The 16,333-nt window shown below is 40.4% G+C and carries 13 protein-coding genes; 6 read left to right on the forward strand and 7 right to left on the reverse strand.

Translation table 11 applies throughout. The annotated features are described in order from the left end of the window. Positions 1-26: 26 nt before the first annotated feature. Positions 27-1,016 carry a UDP-glucose 4-epimerase GalE gene (gene galE, locus ACFFGV_RS17095; protein WP_377350434.1) on the forward strand — a complete coding sequence of 330 codons (990 nt, stop codon included), beginning with the start codon at positions 27-29 and terminating at the stop codon, positions 1,014-1,016. A gap of 21 nt (positions 1,017-1,037) precedes the next feature. Next, positions 1,038-1,817, forward strand: a complete 780-nt coding sequence (cysQ, locus tag ACFFGV_RS17100) for a 3'(2'),5'-bisphosphate nucleotidase CysQ (RefSeq protein ID WP_377350436.1) — start codon at positions 1,038-1,040, stop codon at positions 1,815-1,817. A gap of 145 nt (positions 1,818-1,962) precedes the next feature. Here cysQ and ACFFGV_RS17105 read toward each other — a convergent pair whose 3' ends face one another. Continuing rightward, positions 1,963-4,290: a hypothetical protein gene (locus tag ACFFGV_RS17105; RefSeq protein WP_377350439.1), complete on the reverse strand. Its 2,328-nt coding sequence runs from the start codon at positions 4,288-4,290 to the stop codon at positions 1,963-1,965. Between the two features lie 413 nt (positions 4,291-4,703). Between ACFFGV_RS17105 and ACFFGV_RS17110 the strand changes: the two genes are divergently transcribed. Further along, the gene (locus tag ACFFGV_RS17110) at positions 4,704-6,551 is read left to right on the forward strand and encodes a cell wall-binding repeat-containing protein (protein WP_377350441.1); all 1,848 of its coding nucleotides are present in this window, start codon (positions 4,704-4,706) and stop codon (positions 6,549-6,551) included. Positions 6,552-7,276: 725 nt separating this feature from the next. On the opposite strand, the gene ACFFGV_RS17115 is transcribed toward ACFFGV_RS17110, so the two are convergent. Both ACFFGV_RS17115 and ACFFGV_RS17120 read right to left on the reverse strand, forming a co-directional pair. Beyond that, positions 7,277-8,380, reverse strand: coding sequence for a glycerol dehydrogenase (locus ACFFGV_RS17115; RefSeq protein ID WP_377350443.1), 1,104 nt, complete (start codon positions 8,378-8,380; stop codon positions 7,277-7,279). A 121-nt stretch (positions 8,381-8,501) separates the two neighbouring features. Then, on the reverse strand, positions 8,502-9,002 hold the full coding sequence (locus ACFFGV_RS17120; RefSeq protein WP_377350446.1) for a competence protein ComK: 501 nt from the start codon (positions 9,000-9,002) through the stop codon (positions 8,502-8,504). Positions 9,003-9,495: 493 nt separating this feature from the next. Here ACFFGV_RS17120 and ACFFGV_RS17125 point away from each other — a divergent pair, with 493 nt between their 5' ends. Further along, positions 9,496-10,005, forward strand: coding sequence for an RNA polymerase sigma factor (locus tag ACFFGV_RS17125; protein WP_377350448.1), 510 nt, complete (start codon positions 9,496-9,498; stop codon positions 10,003-10,005). A gap of 728 nt (positions 10,006-10,733) precedes the next feature. On the opposite strand, the gene ACFFGV_RS17130 is transcribed toward ACFFGV_RS17125, so the two are convergent. The 3 genes from ACFFGV_RS17130 to ACFFGV_RS17140 are packed head-to-tail and all read right to left on the reverse strand — an operon-like array spanning position 10,734 to position 12,587. Beyond that, positions 10,734-11,342 (reverse strand): ABC-2 transporter permease, encoded by a 609-nt coding sequence (locus tag ACFFGV_RS17130; protein WP_377350451.1) that lies wholly within the window; start codon positions 11,340-11,342, stop codon positions 10,734-10,736. After that, a complete protein-coding gene (locus ACFFGV_RS17135; RefSeq protein WP_377350453.1) occupies positions 11,323-12,210 on the reverse strand; it encodes an ABC transporter ATP-binding protein in 888 nt (295 codons plus the stop codon). Before ACFFGV_RS17135 ends, ACFFGV_RS17130 begins: the two co-directional genes overlap by 20 nt. Beyond that, positions 12,210-12,587, reverse strand: a complete 378-nt coding sequence (locus ACFFGV_RS17140; protein ID WP_377350456.1) for a GntR family transcriptional regulator — start codon at positions 12,585-12,587, stop codon at positions 12,210-12,212. The genes ACFFGV_RS17135 and ACFFGV_RS17140 overlap by 1 nt, the downstream gene beginning before the upstream one ends. Before the next feature lie 452 nt (positions 12,588-13,039). Here ACFFGV_RS17140 and ACFFGV_RS17145 point away from each other — a divergent pair, with 452 nt between their 5' ends. After that, positions 13,040-13,999 (forward strand): LCP family glycopolymer transferase, encoded by a 960-nt coding sequence (locus ACFFGV_RS17145; protein ID WP_377350459.1) that lies wholly within the window; start codon positions 13,040-13,042, stop codon positions 13,997-13,999. A 192-nt stretch (positions 14,000-14,191) separates the two neighbouring features. Here the strand turns inward: ACFFGV_RS17145 and ACFFGV_RS17150 are convergent, their stop codons facing one another. Next, on the reverse strand, positions 14,192-14,323 hold the full coding sequence (locus tag ACFFGV_RS17150) for a zinc-ribbon domain-containing protein (protein WP_377350463.1): 132 nt from the start codon (positions 14,321-14,323) through the stop codon (positions 14,192-14,194). A gap of 180 nt (positions 14,324-14,503) precedes the next feature. Between ACFFGV_RS17150 and ACFFGV_RS17155 the strand changes: the two genes are divergently transcribed. Further along, complete coding sequence (locus ACFFGV_RS17155) at positions 14,504-16,300, forward strand: cell wall-binding repeat-containing protein (RefSeq protein ID WP_377350465.1); 1,797 nt, start codon at positions 14,504-14,506, stop codon at positions 16,298-16,300. Positions 16,301-16,333 lie beyond the last annotated feature (33 nt).

Below are 16,333 nucleotides of genomic sequence, written 5' to 3' on the forward strand. Positions count from 1 at the left end.
ACGAGATAAATTAAGGAGGTATTAAATTGAGTTTATTAATCTGCGGCGGCGCAGGTTACATAGGAAGTCATGCAGTAACAGAATTAATAGGAGCTAATCACAATGTTATTGTGCTTGATAATGTATCAACAGGTCATTATGGGGCTATTCATCCAAAAGCTACATTTGTTCAGGGGGATTTAAGAGAAAAAGGTGATGTACAGAATGTCTTTGAGAACCATTCCATTGATGCAGTTATGCATTTTTCAGCCAGCTCTTTAGTCGGTGAAAGTGTAGAGGATCCACTTAAATACTATGAAAACAACGTTTATGGAACGATGAATCTCTTAAAAGTAATGGCCGAACATAATGTTAAACAGATTGTCTTCTCTTCAACCGCAGCTACGTACGGAGAGCCGGAGGAAGTTCCTATTTTGGAAACGGCCCCTACTGAGCCTACTAACCCTTATGGGGAAACGAAACTTGCTGTAGAAAAAATGTTAAAATGGGCGGAGCAGGCTCATGGAATTCGCCATGTTATTTTGCGATATTTTAATGTAGCTGGTGCTCACCCTAACTACGATATTGGGGAGGATCATAGACCAGAGACGCACCTTATCCCCATCATCCTGCAGGTTGCTCTTGGACAACGGGATCATATTAAAATGTTTGGGGACGACTATGCGACTGAAGATGGTACTTGTGTTCGGGATTATATTCATGTACTTGATTTGGTACGAGCACATATCCTAGCATTGGAACGGTTAGAACATGGTAGTCCCTCTGCCATTTACAATTTAGGGAATGGGGAAGGATTTTCGGTAAAAGAGATGGTGGATGCTGCAAGGAAGGTTACGGGACATGAGATACCTGCTCAGGTGGCTCCGCGACGGGCGGGGGACCCGGCTAAACTGATTGCTTCTTCACAGAAAGCAAAAGAAGAGCTTGGTTGGATACCTGAATATACTAATATGGAAGATATTATTGCAACGGCATGGGAGTGGCATCAAAAGCATCCGAATGGCTATGAAGATTAACCTACAAACTGGAGGCTAACAATGAAAAACGTAATCCAAGCAGCTATTGAAGCTGGGCAAGAAATTATGAATATTTACGAGAAGGATTTTGCTGTGGAATATAAGGAGGATGAATCTCCATTAACCGAGGCTGATCAGAAGGCACATGCTGTGATTGAGAAGCGCTTGAAGGAGCATTATCCGTCTATTCCAATTTTGAGTGAGGAAGGGAATCATCTTTCTTATGAGGAACGAAAAGAGTGGGATGAATTCTGGCTGGTGGATCCTTTGGATGGTACGAAGGAGTTCGTGAAGAAGAATGGCGAATTTACGGTTAATATTGCATTAATTCGTGATGGTAAGCCTGTCCGTGGTGTTGTGTATGCTCCTGCTCTTGGGGATGTGTATGTGGCTGATGAGGAGAAGGGTGCTTATAAAGTATCGAATGTTCTTCTTGGAGACGTTGAGCAGTCTGAGGCGGTGAAGCTTCCATTGGCTAAGGCAGATGATCGAGTGGCGAAAGTAGTAGCTAGTCGTTCTCATATGTCGGAAGAGACAGCGGCGTTTATTACTGACTTAGAGAAAACATATGAGTCCGTTGAAACGGTTTCTGCTGGTAGCTCGCTTAAGCTTTGCCTAGTAGCGGAAGGCTCTGCTGATTATTATCCGCGCTATGCTCCAACGATGGAGTGGGATACGGCTGCTGGACAAGCGATTGTGGAATTAGCTGGAGGTACAGTGGACGTAGCAAATGAGGAGACACCGCTCGTTTATAACAAAGAAAATTTACGAAATCCGTGGTTCTTGGCTACAAGAGGGTAATAGATAGAAAAGCTGCGATGGAAAGTATCTCCCTGTCGCAGCTTTTTCTTATTTATGTTCAATTAAGAAATTGATTTGTCGCTTGGTAAGGATTCAACTGAAATAATAAAGGCTAGTGTTACATAGTAGATTGATTCTTATCAATTTAACTGGCCGGAAATTCTTCATTCAATCCATATAGTAACTCCATCACATCATACAGTATTTTTGGCCCTTTCGTTCCGGTGCAATATAGTTCTTTTTTTCCTGACGTTGCATAGATAAATATTTTACTATTTAGTTTAGAATGGTAATCTGGAAGGTCCACCATCTGATCAAAAGCAAAATATCCAACGTTTCCTTTCATGGTACTGCATATGCCTTCTTTTACAATGGCAAATCCCTCGTCACCTTTTCCAAATACGGTATTATCATAGTATCCAATTAATTGGTTAGCGCTGATCTCCATTTTATTTTTCTTATTAAATACCTTGAGGAAGTTTTTTGCTTTTTTAGTGTCAATGGCTTCGCCCATTCCAATTCGTTTGTCATCTAACTTTATAGCTTCTTTCTGAAATTCTTGAAGCTTCATCTCCCAAAATTCTTTTAGCTCTTCTGTGGTTATCTCTTCATCTACGCTTCTATTGTTATTATTATTTTCTCTCTTTATGAGACTGTTGCTCTCTACATTTGTTATATTAGGAAGAATTATTTCCATAAAGTCAATGAAGTTCTCTGTATTTCTTAATTGCGTAACGGTTAGGGTATAGCTTCCATCAGTAGCGTGGAGAATGATGCTATACCCTTTTAGTTCAATATTTTGAATGAGGTTTAAAGGTATTGGATCACTGTTTCGAGTATAGATATGTGTATGCAAGATAACAAAACCTTCTTTAGCAGATCCCATTAAGGTATCATCATATAAAAATAATACAGTTTCATTAATGGACATGTGATGCAAGTATGTATTTTGTGCATTTATCCACTTCTTCTCTGGAATGTCATGTTTACCATAAAATCTATCCCCGAACGGTTGGTTGCCAAGTGTGTCAAATTCCTCCAATATAGTAGCCACATAAGCAGTTTGATAAGAATTGATGGATACTATAGTTCCTAGTACATTTTCCTCTATTCCATGAGCTTCCTCATTTTGTAACTGATATTTCTCTTTTAACTTAAAGACCTCCTCTTTTAACTCATCCATTGGTAAATCCAATTGGTTCAGCTGCTCAAGGTTGTTACGATAATAGTGAAGAAGAGTTGGCTTTTCGATTTCATCCAGTACAGTTTTATTTAATTGTAAGTCTTTCTTTATAGCATTTAAATCGTTTAAGGTTTCCTCATCCGGGTATCCATTTGCTGTCGCTTCGTTCCAGTATTTTTTATAAGTGGCTTCTGGAGATTGGTATGCTAATTTAATCAACTGAGGCTTTACTTCCAATTGATTTAATATATATAAGATATAAGATTCAGCAGTTTCTATATCATATGTAAAGAAATCCTCTATAAAATTTGGTTTTGGTAAGCTTTTCAAAAAAGTATCCCAAATTCGATGACCTTCTTTAATTATGGTAACTAGTGCACGCTCACAACCATCCTGGCTGGAAGGATGCAGGGTTATTTCTATTTCAGGCTTGTTATGGAAGTTAAGTAGAATACTTTGTTTAACTAATCCAGTATTATAGACCTTCTTAAGATCTTTATAATAATAACGGTAAACTCTCTCAGCATACCGTACAAATAATCCAGTGTAGGTGAAAATCCAGTCTGAGTAATCAGTAGAGTAATAGGCTATTACACTTCTTTCATCTATATGCAGGTTAAAACGCGAGAGTAAAGTACTAATACCAGTACCACTTCGAACAGTAGCTGGCTGAAATTGATTAAAGGAAACATGATCTTTTATAAGTTGTCCATTTAGATAGGAAAGGGTATCTTCCAAATCTATCGTTTCTTTTGGATTATCTTGTAAGAATAAAATGAGATCTTCATGATCAAATGTCTTGTTCTCTTCAACATGTTCCTCTACTTCCGGACTTTCTGGCTCAAACAGCAAGTATTCATCAGATGAAATGAACTCTTCAAACGTTAAATATTCTAATTCACCTAACTCTCCGTTTTTCCATTTAAACCCTGGTAAAATGCCTAGTCCCTTAATTGGAGTATTCAGGAATTGAAGGAGGTCATCGTACATATAATATTCAACCTGTAGATATGTTTTAAGGGATAAATCTGCTATAAAAAAATAATCTTTCTTAAACATACTAGCAAAATCAATATTCCATGTTATACCATCGGATGAGCATATAAGAGTATCGGCAACATAAGCCTGGTCTACACTATCTTGAGGAAGGAAATCCAAATTCATTGGAAGAAAGATAATTTTGTCAATGGGATGACATATCAGCATTTGCTGGTTAGCTTTATCCTTATAAAATTGATGGAATCCTTTAACTACTGCATTTAGTTCATTAATAGAATCTATTTCTTGCAACGGAAACAACCCCTTATCCTATTTAAATAATTGATGTACGATAAACAGAAAGTAATTAAATGGTACCAGATTTTTCATTCAAATGTAATTCTTTATTCCTGCTTATCTGTGATTAAATCAAAATTTTGATAGGCTTTATGGTTTAGGAGGTAGGGTTTCTTATTGAATGGGTAATTTTTCTATTTTAGTATGGAATTCTTACAGGTCCTCTAGATGTCATATCAATTAAATGATCTCGATCACTATCGCTATACCAGAATGTGACATTTCTTTTAAACAGAGCTCCTGTCTCCGTGCTTAATCCTTCCTGGTTTATTATTGAACCGGCTTAAACACCATCACCCTCATTGGAAAATCATAGGGCAAATGGTATGATGAATAGGGATTACATAGAATGTATATAGGGGGATTCGATGCAAAAGGTTATGACTTTCACTAGTATTCTAGTGATGGCAGTACTAGCTTTCGTCATGCCAGCAAACGCGCAGGCAGCAGAAACGCTAGATAACAATGATATTAATAAACTGCTAACGGAAATTGCAAAAGAAAAAGAGGTTCCGCCGGAATTAGCTAAGGCAATTGCGCATATGGAAAGTGGCTGGAAGCAATGGAAGGACGATGCTCAAACGAAGCCGAACATTAGTAATGACGGTGGTATTGGCATTATGCAGGTGACGTCGCATATTTGTGAGCAGGGGGATTCCTCTCGTTCGTCTCACTGTTTTGATGAAGAGAAGCTGAAGCATGATATAGCGTATAACATTCGAGCGGGTCTCGATATTTTAAATGAAAAATGGGATAGCATGGGCGCAGGTAATCTGCCTGTAGTGAATTTTAAAAACCGATCTCACATAGAAAGCTGGTATTTTCCGGTTATGGCCTATAACGGTATTAAGCCGGTAAATAGCCCTGTAACGAGAGATGGTAAAAGGAATCAGGATGCCTATCAGGAAAAGGTTTTTGCTAGATTACAAGCATATAGTATGGATGGTCAGCATTTAGTAGACATACCGATGAAGAAAGAGGATTTTACATACGAACGAGATTCCGATAAGAATATTACCTTCAATAAGCTTCATTACTATGTGGATACTTCTTTAACAAAATCCACGCAAACCTATCAGGAAGGGGACCTAGCTTACGTAGAAACGACTAAGAACTTTAAAACGAGTCCAAGTGAAACGAGCTCTCAGCGTGAACTTCAGGAAGAGGTTGTCACCGTACTTGATAAAGAAACCTACTATGATCGTTCAGCTGATTCGAATGGTCGACATTGGGTACGATACGAAGTTAAAGTCCATACAGAGGCTGGGGAGAAAACAGGCTACGTTGCTTCTAGTGTGATGCAGCGCCTTCCATATCTTGATCGATTGCACGGAAGTAATCGAAATGAAACCGCAGTGGAAATTTCGAAACAAGGCTGGTCGAAGGGGGCAGATGCCGTCGTCCTTACGAGAAATGATGCTTATCCGGATGCATTAACAGGTGCACCGCTTGCATATCAGGAAGATGCACCTATTCTATTAACCAATACTGAATCTCTTCCAACTGTTACGAAAAACGAGATTAAGAGATTAAATCCTGACAAGGTCTTCATCCTTGGAGGGTCGAAGAATGCAGTAAGCACCAATGTGGTAAATCAATTAAAGCAATTGGACAGCAGTCTAACCATTAAACGGTTAGCTGGAAATGACCGTTATGAAACGGCCCAGGCCATCGCGAAAGAAGTAAATAACAAAACAGATAAAGCAGTCGTAGCCACAGGAAATAAGTTTCCAGATGCGTTATCTGTAGCCCCTTATGCAGCACGAGAGGGAATGCCGATATTACTAACGAAAAAAGGGTCCATTCCACAACCAATGAAGGAAGAATTGACCAAGGTGGAAGAGGCAGTATTAGTCGGTGGCCCAGGAGTAGTGAACAACGATGTGTATAAGCAATTACCAGGACCTGCTGTACGAATAAATGGCGACAGCCGTTATGAAACAGCATCGGCAGTCGCTATGTATTCCAGAATGAACAGGGAAACAGCCTTTATTGCTACAGGAGAGGATTTCCCAGATGCATTATCTGGTGCTGTATTGGCAGCAAAAGAAAATGCTCCACTTCTTTTAGCTAAAGAGAACGACCTTACCGACGCTACTCGTAGCTTTATAGAAGAAAGCCCACAACCTACGTATGACTTCACCATACTAGGTGGACCAAATGTAGTAGGGGTGGAGGATGTATTAGCGAAGTATTCTATTGAGTATGGGTATTAATTAAACAGTAGGTCATGCTCTAAAGATTAAGGGATAATATGGAAAGCTGCGGTGGGGAGTTTCTCCCTATAGCAGCTTTTTTTGCGCGTTGTTCGCTAATTAAAGTACTTTTTTATAAGCTCTAAATCCAATCTTCGCAACAAAAGTACTAAATAAGCACTCATTTTTATTAATTATGTCGAATAAACTTTTTTAGCGTAGCTGAATGTTAAGATAGTGGTTCCTATTGCTAATATTAATACGAGAACTAAACCTAAAACCCCTAATAAGTCTTCATCAGCTGGAGCAGTTCTAAAATATATTACATCTAATAAATTGTAGAATATTAAAAAATTACCAATAAAGTGTAAAAATTGTAATGTTTTAAGGATATTCATTTCCTCCTCTTACTTAATATGCTAGTTAACATATAAATTATGGACTCTATATTTTAAACATGCGCTCGATAATAAGGTATGTAATTAAGTAGTTTGGTAACTTGTTGGCAGCGAAAGAAGAAGCTCCATCTTCTATAATAAAGGAGAATATATTACCCGTAAGTATATTTCCTAAAGCCCACAACCTACGTATGACTTCACTATATTTAGGTGGACCAAATGTAGTGGGTGTGGAGGATGCATTAGCGAAGTTATCTATTGAGTATGGATATTAAACCGTTAGGGTGAGAGAGGAAAATAAGAAAAGCTGCGATGGGAAGGTTCTCCCTGTCGCAGCTTTTTCATTAACTATACTTTGGCTCTAAAGGCTTTGGCATATTGATCGGTCGCTTGGATGGCATCTGCTACTTCCTCTGCTGTAATGGTAAAAGCTTGGTGTATGGTTTCTCCGTCTGTCGTTGCGGCCTGTGCGACTTTAAGGATGTCTTCGTCTGTTGCATCCTTTAGCTTAATATCCTCGAGTGTAATAGGTAAGCCTAGGCTGTCATATAGCTTCATGTATCGTTCTAGTTCTTCCTTCGGGTGTTCCTCCATGGTTAACTGCACTAGTGTTCCAAAGGCGACTTTTTCCCCATGGGTCAGGTGATGGATCTCGCCTTCTAAGGCGGTAAATCCGTTGTGGATTGCATGAGCGGCTCCGAGACCTCCACTTTCAAAGCCAAGCCCGCTCAGTAGTGTATTGGCTTCTATGACATTTTCCAGTGCTGGGCTGACCACTTTGCGTTGGGCAGACTGATAGGCTAGCTCTCCGTATTCGAATAATACCTCCTCGCATTTCTGGGCGATTGCTTGCGCTGCGAGTGTTGGCTGTCCACCTGCCATTGTGTTCCCGCCAAATTGTCGAACACTTCGTACCTCTACCCAGGTTGCTAAGGCGTCTGCAATGCCGGATGCCAGAAAACGTGGCGGGGCGCTGGCGATAATATTGGAATCTACTAGGACAAGATCTGGATTCTTTTGATAGAATCGATAGGACTCAAATATTCCCTCTTCTGAATAGACAACAGATAAGGCACTTGTTGGTGCATCTGTTGAAGCTGTCGTCGGTATGATGACCGTATAGGCATTTACCTGATCCGCAACGGCTTTAGCTGTGTCGAGTGTTTTTCCTCCCCCAATTCCAATGACGATGGAGGCATCTGCCTGTTGACTTTGCTGAACAATACGGTCGATTTCAGTTGTGGAGGACTCTCCATTAAATACTACATTGGTCGTGTCCATGTTTGCTTCCTGCATGTACCTTGCGACTTTGTTACCTGCAATCTTCCACACGGTTTCGTCTGCGATAAGGACTGCTCGGTTGCCAAAGCCTTGTAAATGGGTGCCGATTTCTTGGATAGAGTTTCTGCCTTGAACATACTTAGCTGGACTAATAAATATTCGTTCCTTCATTTGAATCCCCTACCTTACTTCCATTTATTTGTACATGTTAATTGTACTGCTAACAGGAGAATGCGGGAACAGGGTACAGGTGGAAATGTTTGAATCTTTTATGACAGGCAATTAACCACTTTTACCCAGAATGCTTATTCCCGCCAGGACGATAGGCGAAATGCTGCAGGCACATGGCTGCCCGTTCCATCTGGTTTTTAAATACCTTGTAGGAAACCGGAACAATTAGCGTGCTGTGGTCCTTGAAGGTTACGAGCACCTCATTGCTATCACGTGGTTCATAATCTAATACGTTCAGTGGAAAGATCCACATGCAATCGAATCGTTTAGGTGACACGGTTGGAAAGGTGACGATGCCGAAAATAGGGTCTATGACGATAGGGACCTTATGATACATATGTAAGTAGCGGACGACCGCCTCCTTTTTTCCTTTATAGGAGGCACCTCTTTCCATGCAGGCTTCATTGAGTATATCGAGATGCCTGGCTGCCAGGTGCCTATCATCTCTGCTGTCTTTTACCTTTGTTTGATATTGAGGATGTTCGTTCATAAATATTGCTTGTGTGCATGGTGTGATTAAACCTCGATGCTCCTGTACGATTAGAAATGATTCTGTGCTCATTCTCGTTTCCCCCTGATTCTTCTATTGTTTATCATATCGCTCTATTACAATAATGTCTTTCCTCTCTACCACACGTGCAGCTAGTACCTCTCCTTTCTAGGTTTTTTATTCCTGTTGTGTGCAAAGAACATCTCTATCGATGTAAAAGGAATCATTATAGAAAAGAATAGAAGTATAAATCACGAGATTTTGCAGGAAATTAGACTCTCTTTTCTATCGTTTATTATATAGAGATAAGAAACATAATAGGTACAATTTACCATTTCTTAATAAAATTCATAAAAATGTAATATATAATAATTATTTACATGAAAAGCTCTTTTCTGACACTTTTTTCTGTTTCTTTGCAAAAAAAGGGACGATTGTAAGGTGGAATAGGTTTTTTCATGTACAAAACAGCTTTTTTGTTCAGGTGAGTGCCGTTGAAAATCAAAGTATGCTGTACACACCGGCGGAATAACAAGGAAACGCGTTTCCCTTCATGAGGGGAAAGATGAAGCAGTCGTTACATTTTGAGGATATAGTGGTGGAATACGGTAATATGATACATCATGTCATCCATCGTCTTGGCATACAGGATAGAAGCGGGGAGTTTTTCCAGGAGGGTCTTCTTGCATTATGGAAGGTGTGTGACACTTATGAGGAAGAGCGAGGCGCATTGTCCTCGTACGTGTACTATATGATTCGAAATCAGCTCATTAGTAAAATTCGAACCACTAACCGCAAGCAGAAATTAGAGGATGAGCTTGTCGGTAGCTTTCAGGAAGAGGCAGTTTGTGAATTGGAAGTCCCTAGGCTTGACCCGAAACTCTATGAGGAGATTGAATCGAGCTTAACTACAAATCAAATGAAATGGTTTGTAGGAGCAGTGATAGAGGATCTCACGCTAAAGGGGGTAGCAGAAAAGGAAGGAGTTAGCCTAGCGGCGGTCAAGAACTGGAAACGCCTGGCCCAGCATAAGCTAAGAAAGAATCCAATGGTGCTGGAGTATCTTACTGATTGAACAGTATGAGCAAACAAGAGGAAGGGATAGGAACAATTATCATACAATAGAAGTAGTAACACGAGCATTAAGGGAGGGTTCCTATGCTAAGCAGCTTAAGAAAGCTATTTCAGACAAAGAAATGCGCTATCTGTGGTCAGAAGCCTAAAAATGGGCGACCTTATTATAATGATCAGGGCGAAGAAGTACTAGTTTGCCAGAAGTGTGTTCCCTATGCAGAGAGAAGAGCGATGAGACGAGTGTGAAGATATATGGGGAGAAACCAGAAACGAAGCATAAACGACTACATCATTCTCGGCGGTGAAAACCACGCGGTAGGCACAAAGGCAGAACAGCAATTGATCGAACTTGCTGAAAAGCAAAAATAAGAAAGAACGTCAGCATGCAGGAAAACCTCCATTTTTCCGCATGCTGTATTTTTTTGGACAGCATAGCCGTGCTCTACTGGTACTTAGCTGGCTGGCAGCAGCATGTATGAGCGGTTTTTTTCATTTTATGAGCGGATTTTCAAAAATATGGGCGAATTTTGAGATTTATGGGCGAATATCGAAAAATACGGGCGAATTTTACATTTTATGAGCGAATTTCAATATTTATGAGCGCGCCATCCAAAATGCACCTAATCCTGTTAGTAGGAAGGGAGCCGTTTTCTCTTTATAGGCTCCATGTCCCTCTTCAGGAGGAGTGCTTCCTCATGTTACCGTATGGAGCGGTCATTTCCAGTAGGATTACAATACCTTGTTTCTATATATTCGAATGGATAGCAGGCCAGAGAAAATGTATAATACCATAACGAGCGCTGCCATGATTAAATATAACTGAGTACTTTCTGAGCTTAACACCACTAGTGTCCATTCCCCAATCCTATCGTTCAAGTTTGGAACGACAAAGGTAACAATCAGAAGGTATAAGCCAAAGGCCACAATCGAGCCGATGGATAAGTAGCTGCTTTTAAACTTGTAACAAAACGGAAGAATTATCGAGGCAGCGGTTAGGGCGATAGCAATAATCAGGAATATATTTTTCCAAGGGATTATTTCTCCATGAAAGGCTAAGTTCCCGATGAAAATTGCTCCAGCAACTAACAATGTAAAGAGCATGGCAACGATGTATTTAGAACTGACTACCTCCTTCCTAGTATAGGGCAGCGCATTTAATAATGTATGGGTGGAAGATTTCTCATCCAAAGCGAAGGTGTTCGTATATAATACAATACTAAAGACGATTCCGACCCATATAGATGAAACATCTAGTGCGAGATATACACACAGTCCGGCCAACAGAATGAGGAGCGTTTTTTTCTGCAGAACAATATCTTTACCTATTAAGTTCAGCATGTCTGATCAATCCTTTCTTAGTAAAATACATAATGTCCTCAAGAGTCGGCTTCTCTATTAGCACCATGTCTTCAAATATATCTTGTACTCGTTTCCTATTGCATGTTAACGCCTCAAATCCGAAAGGAGACTTCTGAATCGCTATAAATTCCTGCTCCGTATCTCTATCTAATAGCTCCAAGCCCCCTTTTACCACGGCATATTGTTCTTCAATTTCATAGAAATTCTTCGTGAATATATGCTCTCCATTATGGATGAAGGTAATATAGTCAGCGATATTCATTAAATCTGTCGTGTTATGAGTAGAGAAAAAGATTGTTTTATTCCCGTCCTGGATAAGGTTATGTAACATCTCCATCAGCTCCCTTCGAAATATGGGATCCAATCCTGAAGTAGGCTCATCCATAATAATTAATTCTGCATGGTGGGATAAAGCGATGGTTAAAGAAGCCTTCATCTTCATCCCCTTGGAGAACGTCTTAATCTTCTGCTTTAGTGGCAGGTTAAACTCCTGAACATACCCCTGGAATACATGCTCATCCCAATGGACATAGGCTTTTTTTACAAAGTTTTTCATTTCCGTTAACGTAAGCTCTTCATAGAAGATGTTGTCGTCCAACACAAAGCCAATTCGTTGTTTTATCTCTTTTTCATGCTCCTTGTACCCTAAACCGAATATGGAGATCTCTCCGCTGTCAGGCTGTAATAAATTCATCATTAGTTTAATAATCGTAGATTTCCCAACCCCATTGCCACCAATGAAACCGGTAACATACCCTTTTTTAATATTCATTGAGAAATTGGTTAAGCAGAAATTTTCAAATGCTTTATGCACATTTCGAAACTCAATGACATGCTCCTTCTCCATCATTCATCCTCCTTATAAAGAATCGTTAGTAATTCCTTGAGCTCTGATAGACTTATCCCAATGTCTTTACTATTTTGAATGGCAGCTAATAACTGCTCTTCAATCCCCTTTAACTTTCCTTCTCTAATCATTTCGCTGTTCTGATCTGCTACAAAGGATCCCTTGCCAACAACCGAATAGATAAAGCCGTTTTTCTCTAGCTCCTCATAAGCCCGTTTAGACGTAATTAAACTAACGTTCAGTTCCTTTGCTAATTGGCGCATGGAGGGGAGTGAGTACCCTGCATCCAATTCCCCGGAAAGAACCTGCTCTTTAATTTGGTTATATATCTGTTCATAAATCGGCTGCTTTGAATGATTAGAAATGATTATTTTCATAGTTGTAACCTCTCCATAATTGTATATAAATGATTATATATAATATACACAATATACACACTTCTGTCTAGAAGAAATTAACATCTTTTCCTCGCCCTCTAAAAAAGTCCTATCATAGAGGTCTTTCCCAAAAAATTGGTTCTGCTGATGCTGTTGTAGATTTTTCTGAATAGAAACACTGTATAACGTTACGTCAGAAGCCTGCTCAGACAGAAAGCGCAGAGGAATGATTCCCATTTACTGAAACAAAAGATAGGTGGCAAACGTCTAATAGATATAGCATCTCTCATGGTGCGGTCAGCTTCTGTTTTAACCAGATTGTAACTATACAAAATAAGGAAGGATGCTGTACACTATACGGAGTGATGTGAATTTTTGTTAAAATTGGTCCTTACTGCTTAGAAAATATGAGATAATTGATGATAGGGAAATTAATTAAATGAGGTGTAACAATGGTCAGCAGACAAGATAAAAAGAAGCAAAAGAGGAAAAAGGGGAAATGGTGGAAAATAACGCTGCTTACTGTAGCATTTTTCCTGCTAGCAGGGGGAGGCTATTTATACTCCGTCTATAATGATGCAAAGCAAACAGTGGATAAGAAGATTCATGAGAATGTTTCTTCTATTGATACAAGTGTCGGGGACAAGAAGATGAAGGAACAGAAGCCGTTGAACGTTCTATTAATGGGAGTCGATGAGCGTTCTGGCGACGTAGGGCGATCCGATGCCTTAATGGTTCTATCCATGAAGCCTTCGGAGGATAAAATAAATATTGTTAGTATTCCCAGGGATACACGGACGACCATCGCGGGTAGAGGAACGGTGGACAAGATTAATCATGCTTACGCTTTCGGTGGAACCGATATGTCCATTAATACCGTGGAGAACTTTCTCGATATAGAGCTGGATTATTACGTAAAGATGAATATGGAAGGATTATCTGGACTGGTTGATGCAGTTGGAGGAGTGACGGTAAATAACTCTCTTCAATGGACAGATAAAGGCTATTATCAAAAAGGGTACGTGTACGACAAAGGAACGATTCAACTAAATGGTCCTCAGGCGATGGGCTATGTCCGAATGAGAAAGCAAGACCCACGAGGCGATGTGGGCCGAAACGAACGACAGCGTCAGGTCATTCAAGCGATTATCGACAAAGGAGCAAGCTTCTCCTCTGTGAACAAAATCGGCAGCATTCTCGATGTGCTTGGGGATAATATGAATACAAATCTAGAATTTGCAGATATGCGCAAGCTGTTCACGAGCTATCGGAACGTAGCGAAAAACGTGGAGACGTATCAAATGACCGGAACCGGAACAACGATTGGCGGTATTTGGTATTTGCAGGTGCCGGATGCAGAGGTGCAGAAGGTGCATAATATGCTGCAAAATAGCAAAGAGGGTCAATTATAGAGGAATAGAAAAGCCAGCTCCTATGGAGAGCTGGCTTTTCGTGTGTCCTACCAAAAAGAAAGTAAGCTTTCTACCTCATCTAGCATATTAAATACACCAGTACGAAGGATGATAAAGGTGATAAACATGGAGAGCAGCGTAGCGCCGCTGGCCCAATAGATGCTGTTGGTCGTTTGAGTGTGCGAAGCCTTTTCATAAATGAATAGGGCTGGGAACATGTATAGGATAAAGAAGAGAGATAATCCGCCAAGTGCTGGCTCCACACTCTGTACAAAACTCTGATTGCTCGTTGACTTCATGTCCGCATGCTGGACAGTAATTCAATGGAAAGTTCCCCCTTCACACATTTTAAGAATCTTTAGACTCATAACTTATGGACTATTATTCCGTTTTTGTATCGACATAAATTAACAATAATGAAGTAATTTAGATAATAAAAATGAAAAAGAAAAGGCACACAAGCTTTCCTGATTTGGAATACAGTAAAGTGGAGGTGTCTGTAGTATGAAGAAAAGCATTGTGCATATTTTACAGAAAATAAAGCAGCTTTTGTCTGGAAATAAACCTATGGAAGCCAAGCTTACAAAAGCAGGAATTACCTATCATGATGTAAACCAGCTGCTATCAGAGGCGGCGATTCGACATAATATTCCCCCGGAAATAATAAAAGCGATTGCTTACAAAGAGAGTAATTGGAATCAATGGGTGGATGACGAGCAAACGATTCCAACTCGAAGCTCGGCTGGAGCTATTGGAATTATGCAGGTATATAGCAATATTTGTAAGGAGGGGGAAACAGAGGGGTGCTATAACAAGCAACGTCTAGAGCGGGATATCGCTTATAATATTGATGCTGGATGTGAAATTCTTAATCAAAAATGGAACCAGGCGAAGTGGAATCAGATTCCGATGGTCAATGATGGAAACCGAAATCGTTTAGAGAGCTGGTACTTCGCATTACTAGCTTATAATGGTCAGAGACCACGCAATAATCCGTTTGAACGGGATGGCAATCGCAAGGAAGACACCTATCAGGATGGGATATTCTCCATTATGGAACAGTATTCGCTAGCCACCAGCCTGGCAGCACTACCTCTTCAGGAAGAGGATTTTTATGAGGAAAACAATCTCCTGCGCTACAGAAAGCTGCAATATGAGGTAGATACCTTGTTAACGAAATCGAGACAAATGTATCAGCCTGGCGATATAGCATACGTGTCGTATAGTGACGATTTTAAGGTCTCCCCTTCAGCTGCAGATGGAGCGGAGGTTACGCAACAAATGGTAAGGGTGCTGAGTAGTCATCATTATATAGATAAGAGTACACGTAACAATCGTATCCATTTTGTCCGATATAATGTAGAGCTGGAGAATGGACAAATAGGCTACATGAGCTCAGAAGTCATGGAGCCTGTAGTAACAAGAATCAGCGGCAAGGATAGATATGAAACCTCTGCAGCCCTTTCTCGGGAAGGGTTTTGGGAGGGTGCCTCTACCGTCGTCCTAGTGAGAGGAGATGAGTTCACAGACGCACTTGCTGGGACGCCGTTAGCCTATAAGCTGGATGCTCCAATCCTGTTGACGAGGACAAGTAGGCTTCCGTCTGACGTGAAGGAAGAGATAGACAGACTACGTGCCAGAAAGGTCATTCTGCTCGGTGGCGAAAATGCAATAGGACTGGAAGTGGAGATGGAGCTTCGAGGTAGGGGCTTGGATGTACAGCGAATTGCCGGCTCCAATCGTTATGAAACCGCAGCCCGTATTGCCGAGATGCTAGGATATAGCCACGGAAAGGCAATACTCGCCTATGGAGATAATTTTCCTGATGCTTTGACGATTGCACCATATGCCGCGCAAAAAGGAATTCCCATTTTGTTAACGAAAACGGACGTACTCCCAGATGAAACACGAATAGCTTTAGAGCGTGCGCAACAGACCATCGTAATTGGCGGTACCGGGATTATATCAGAATCCGTAATGGATCAAGTACCTGGCGAAGCCATTCGTCTAGCAGGCAGAGATCGCTATGAGACAGCTCAAATGATTAATGAAGTCCTCCAGGTGGGTAATAGGATGGCAATGGTCACTACTGGAGAAGCATTTCCAGATTCCTTAGCCGTGTCCGTTTTAGCCGCAAGAAGGAGAGCTTCTGTTCTTATTGTGAAAAAGACCAAAGTACCTGATGCTATAGAAAAGCTAATATTAGAAAATTTAATAGAGGAATTTTCCATTATTGGTGGAACTAATGTAATAGATATAGCAGAGGACTTAAAGAGGATGGGGAGGAAAATCAGACGTTAATTTTCTTCCTTATGTATAACCTCTCATCAGCTG

The sequence above is a fragment of the Pontibacillus salicampi genome (assembly GCF_042434395.1).
Classification (GTDB): Bacteria; Bacillota; Bacilli; order Bacillales; family BH030062; genus Pontibacillus; species Pontibacillus salicampi.

Excerpts from the sequence above, each read along its gene's own strand:
- ACFFGV_RS17135 (WP_377350453.1), bottom strand. The coding sequence starts at position 12,210 with ATGGAGAAGGAGCATGTCATTGAGTTTCGAAATGTGCATAAAGCATTT.
- ACFFGV_RS17120 (WP_377350446.1), bottom strand. The coding sequence starts at position 9,002 with ATGAGCACAGAATCATTTCTAATCGTACAGGAGCATCGAGGTTTAATC.
- cysQ (WP_377350436.1), top strand. The coding sequence starts at position 1,038 with ATGAAAAACGTAATCCAAGCAGCTATTGAAGCTGGGCAAGAAATTATG.
- ACFFGV_RS17115 (WP_377350443.1), bottom strand. The coding sequence starts at position 8,380 with ATGAAGGAACGAATATTTATTAGTCCAGCTAAGTATGTTCAAGGCAGA.
- ACFFGV_RS17140 (WP_377350456.1), bottom strand. The coding sequence starts at position 12,587 with ATGAAAATAATCATTTCTAATCATTCAAAGCAGCCGATTTATGAACAG.
- ACFFGV_RS17125 (WP_377350448.1), top strand. The coding sequence starts at position 9,496 with ATGAAGCAGTCGTTACATTTTGAGGATATAGTGGTGGAATACGGTAAT.
- ACFFGV_RS17110 (WP_377350441.1), top strand. The coding sequence starts at position 4,704 with ATGCAAAAGGTTATGACTTTCACTAGTATTCTAGTGATGGCAGTACTA.
- ACFFGV_RS17155 (WP_377350465.1), top strand. The coding sequence starts at position 14,504 with ATGAAGAAAAGCATTGTGCATATTTTACAGAAAATAAAGCAGCTTTTG.
- ACFFGV_RS17145 (WP_377350459.1), top strand. The coding sequence starts at position 13,040 with ATGGTCAGCAGACAAGATAAAAAGAAGCAAAAGAGGAAAAAGGGGAAA.
- ACFFGV_RS17130 (WP_377350451.1), bottom strand. The coding sequence starts at position 11,342 with ATGCTGAACTTAATAGGTAAAGATATTGTTCTGCAGAAAAAAACGCTC.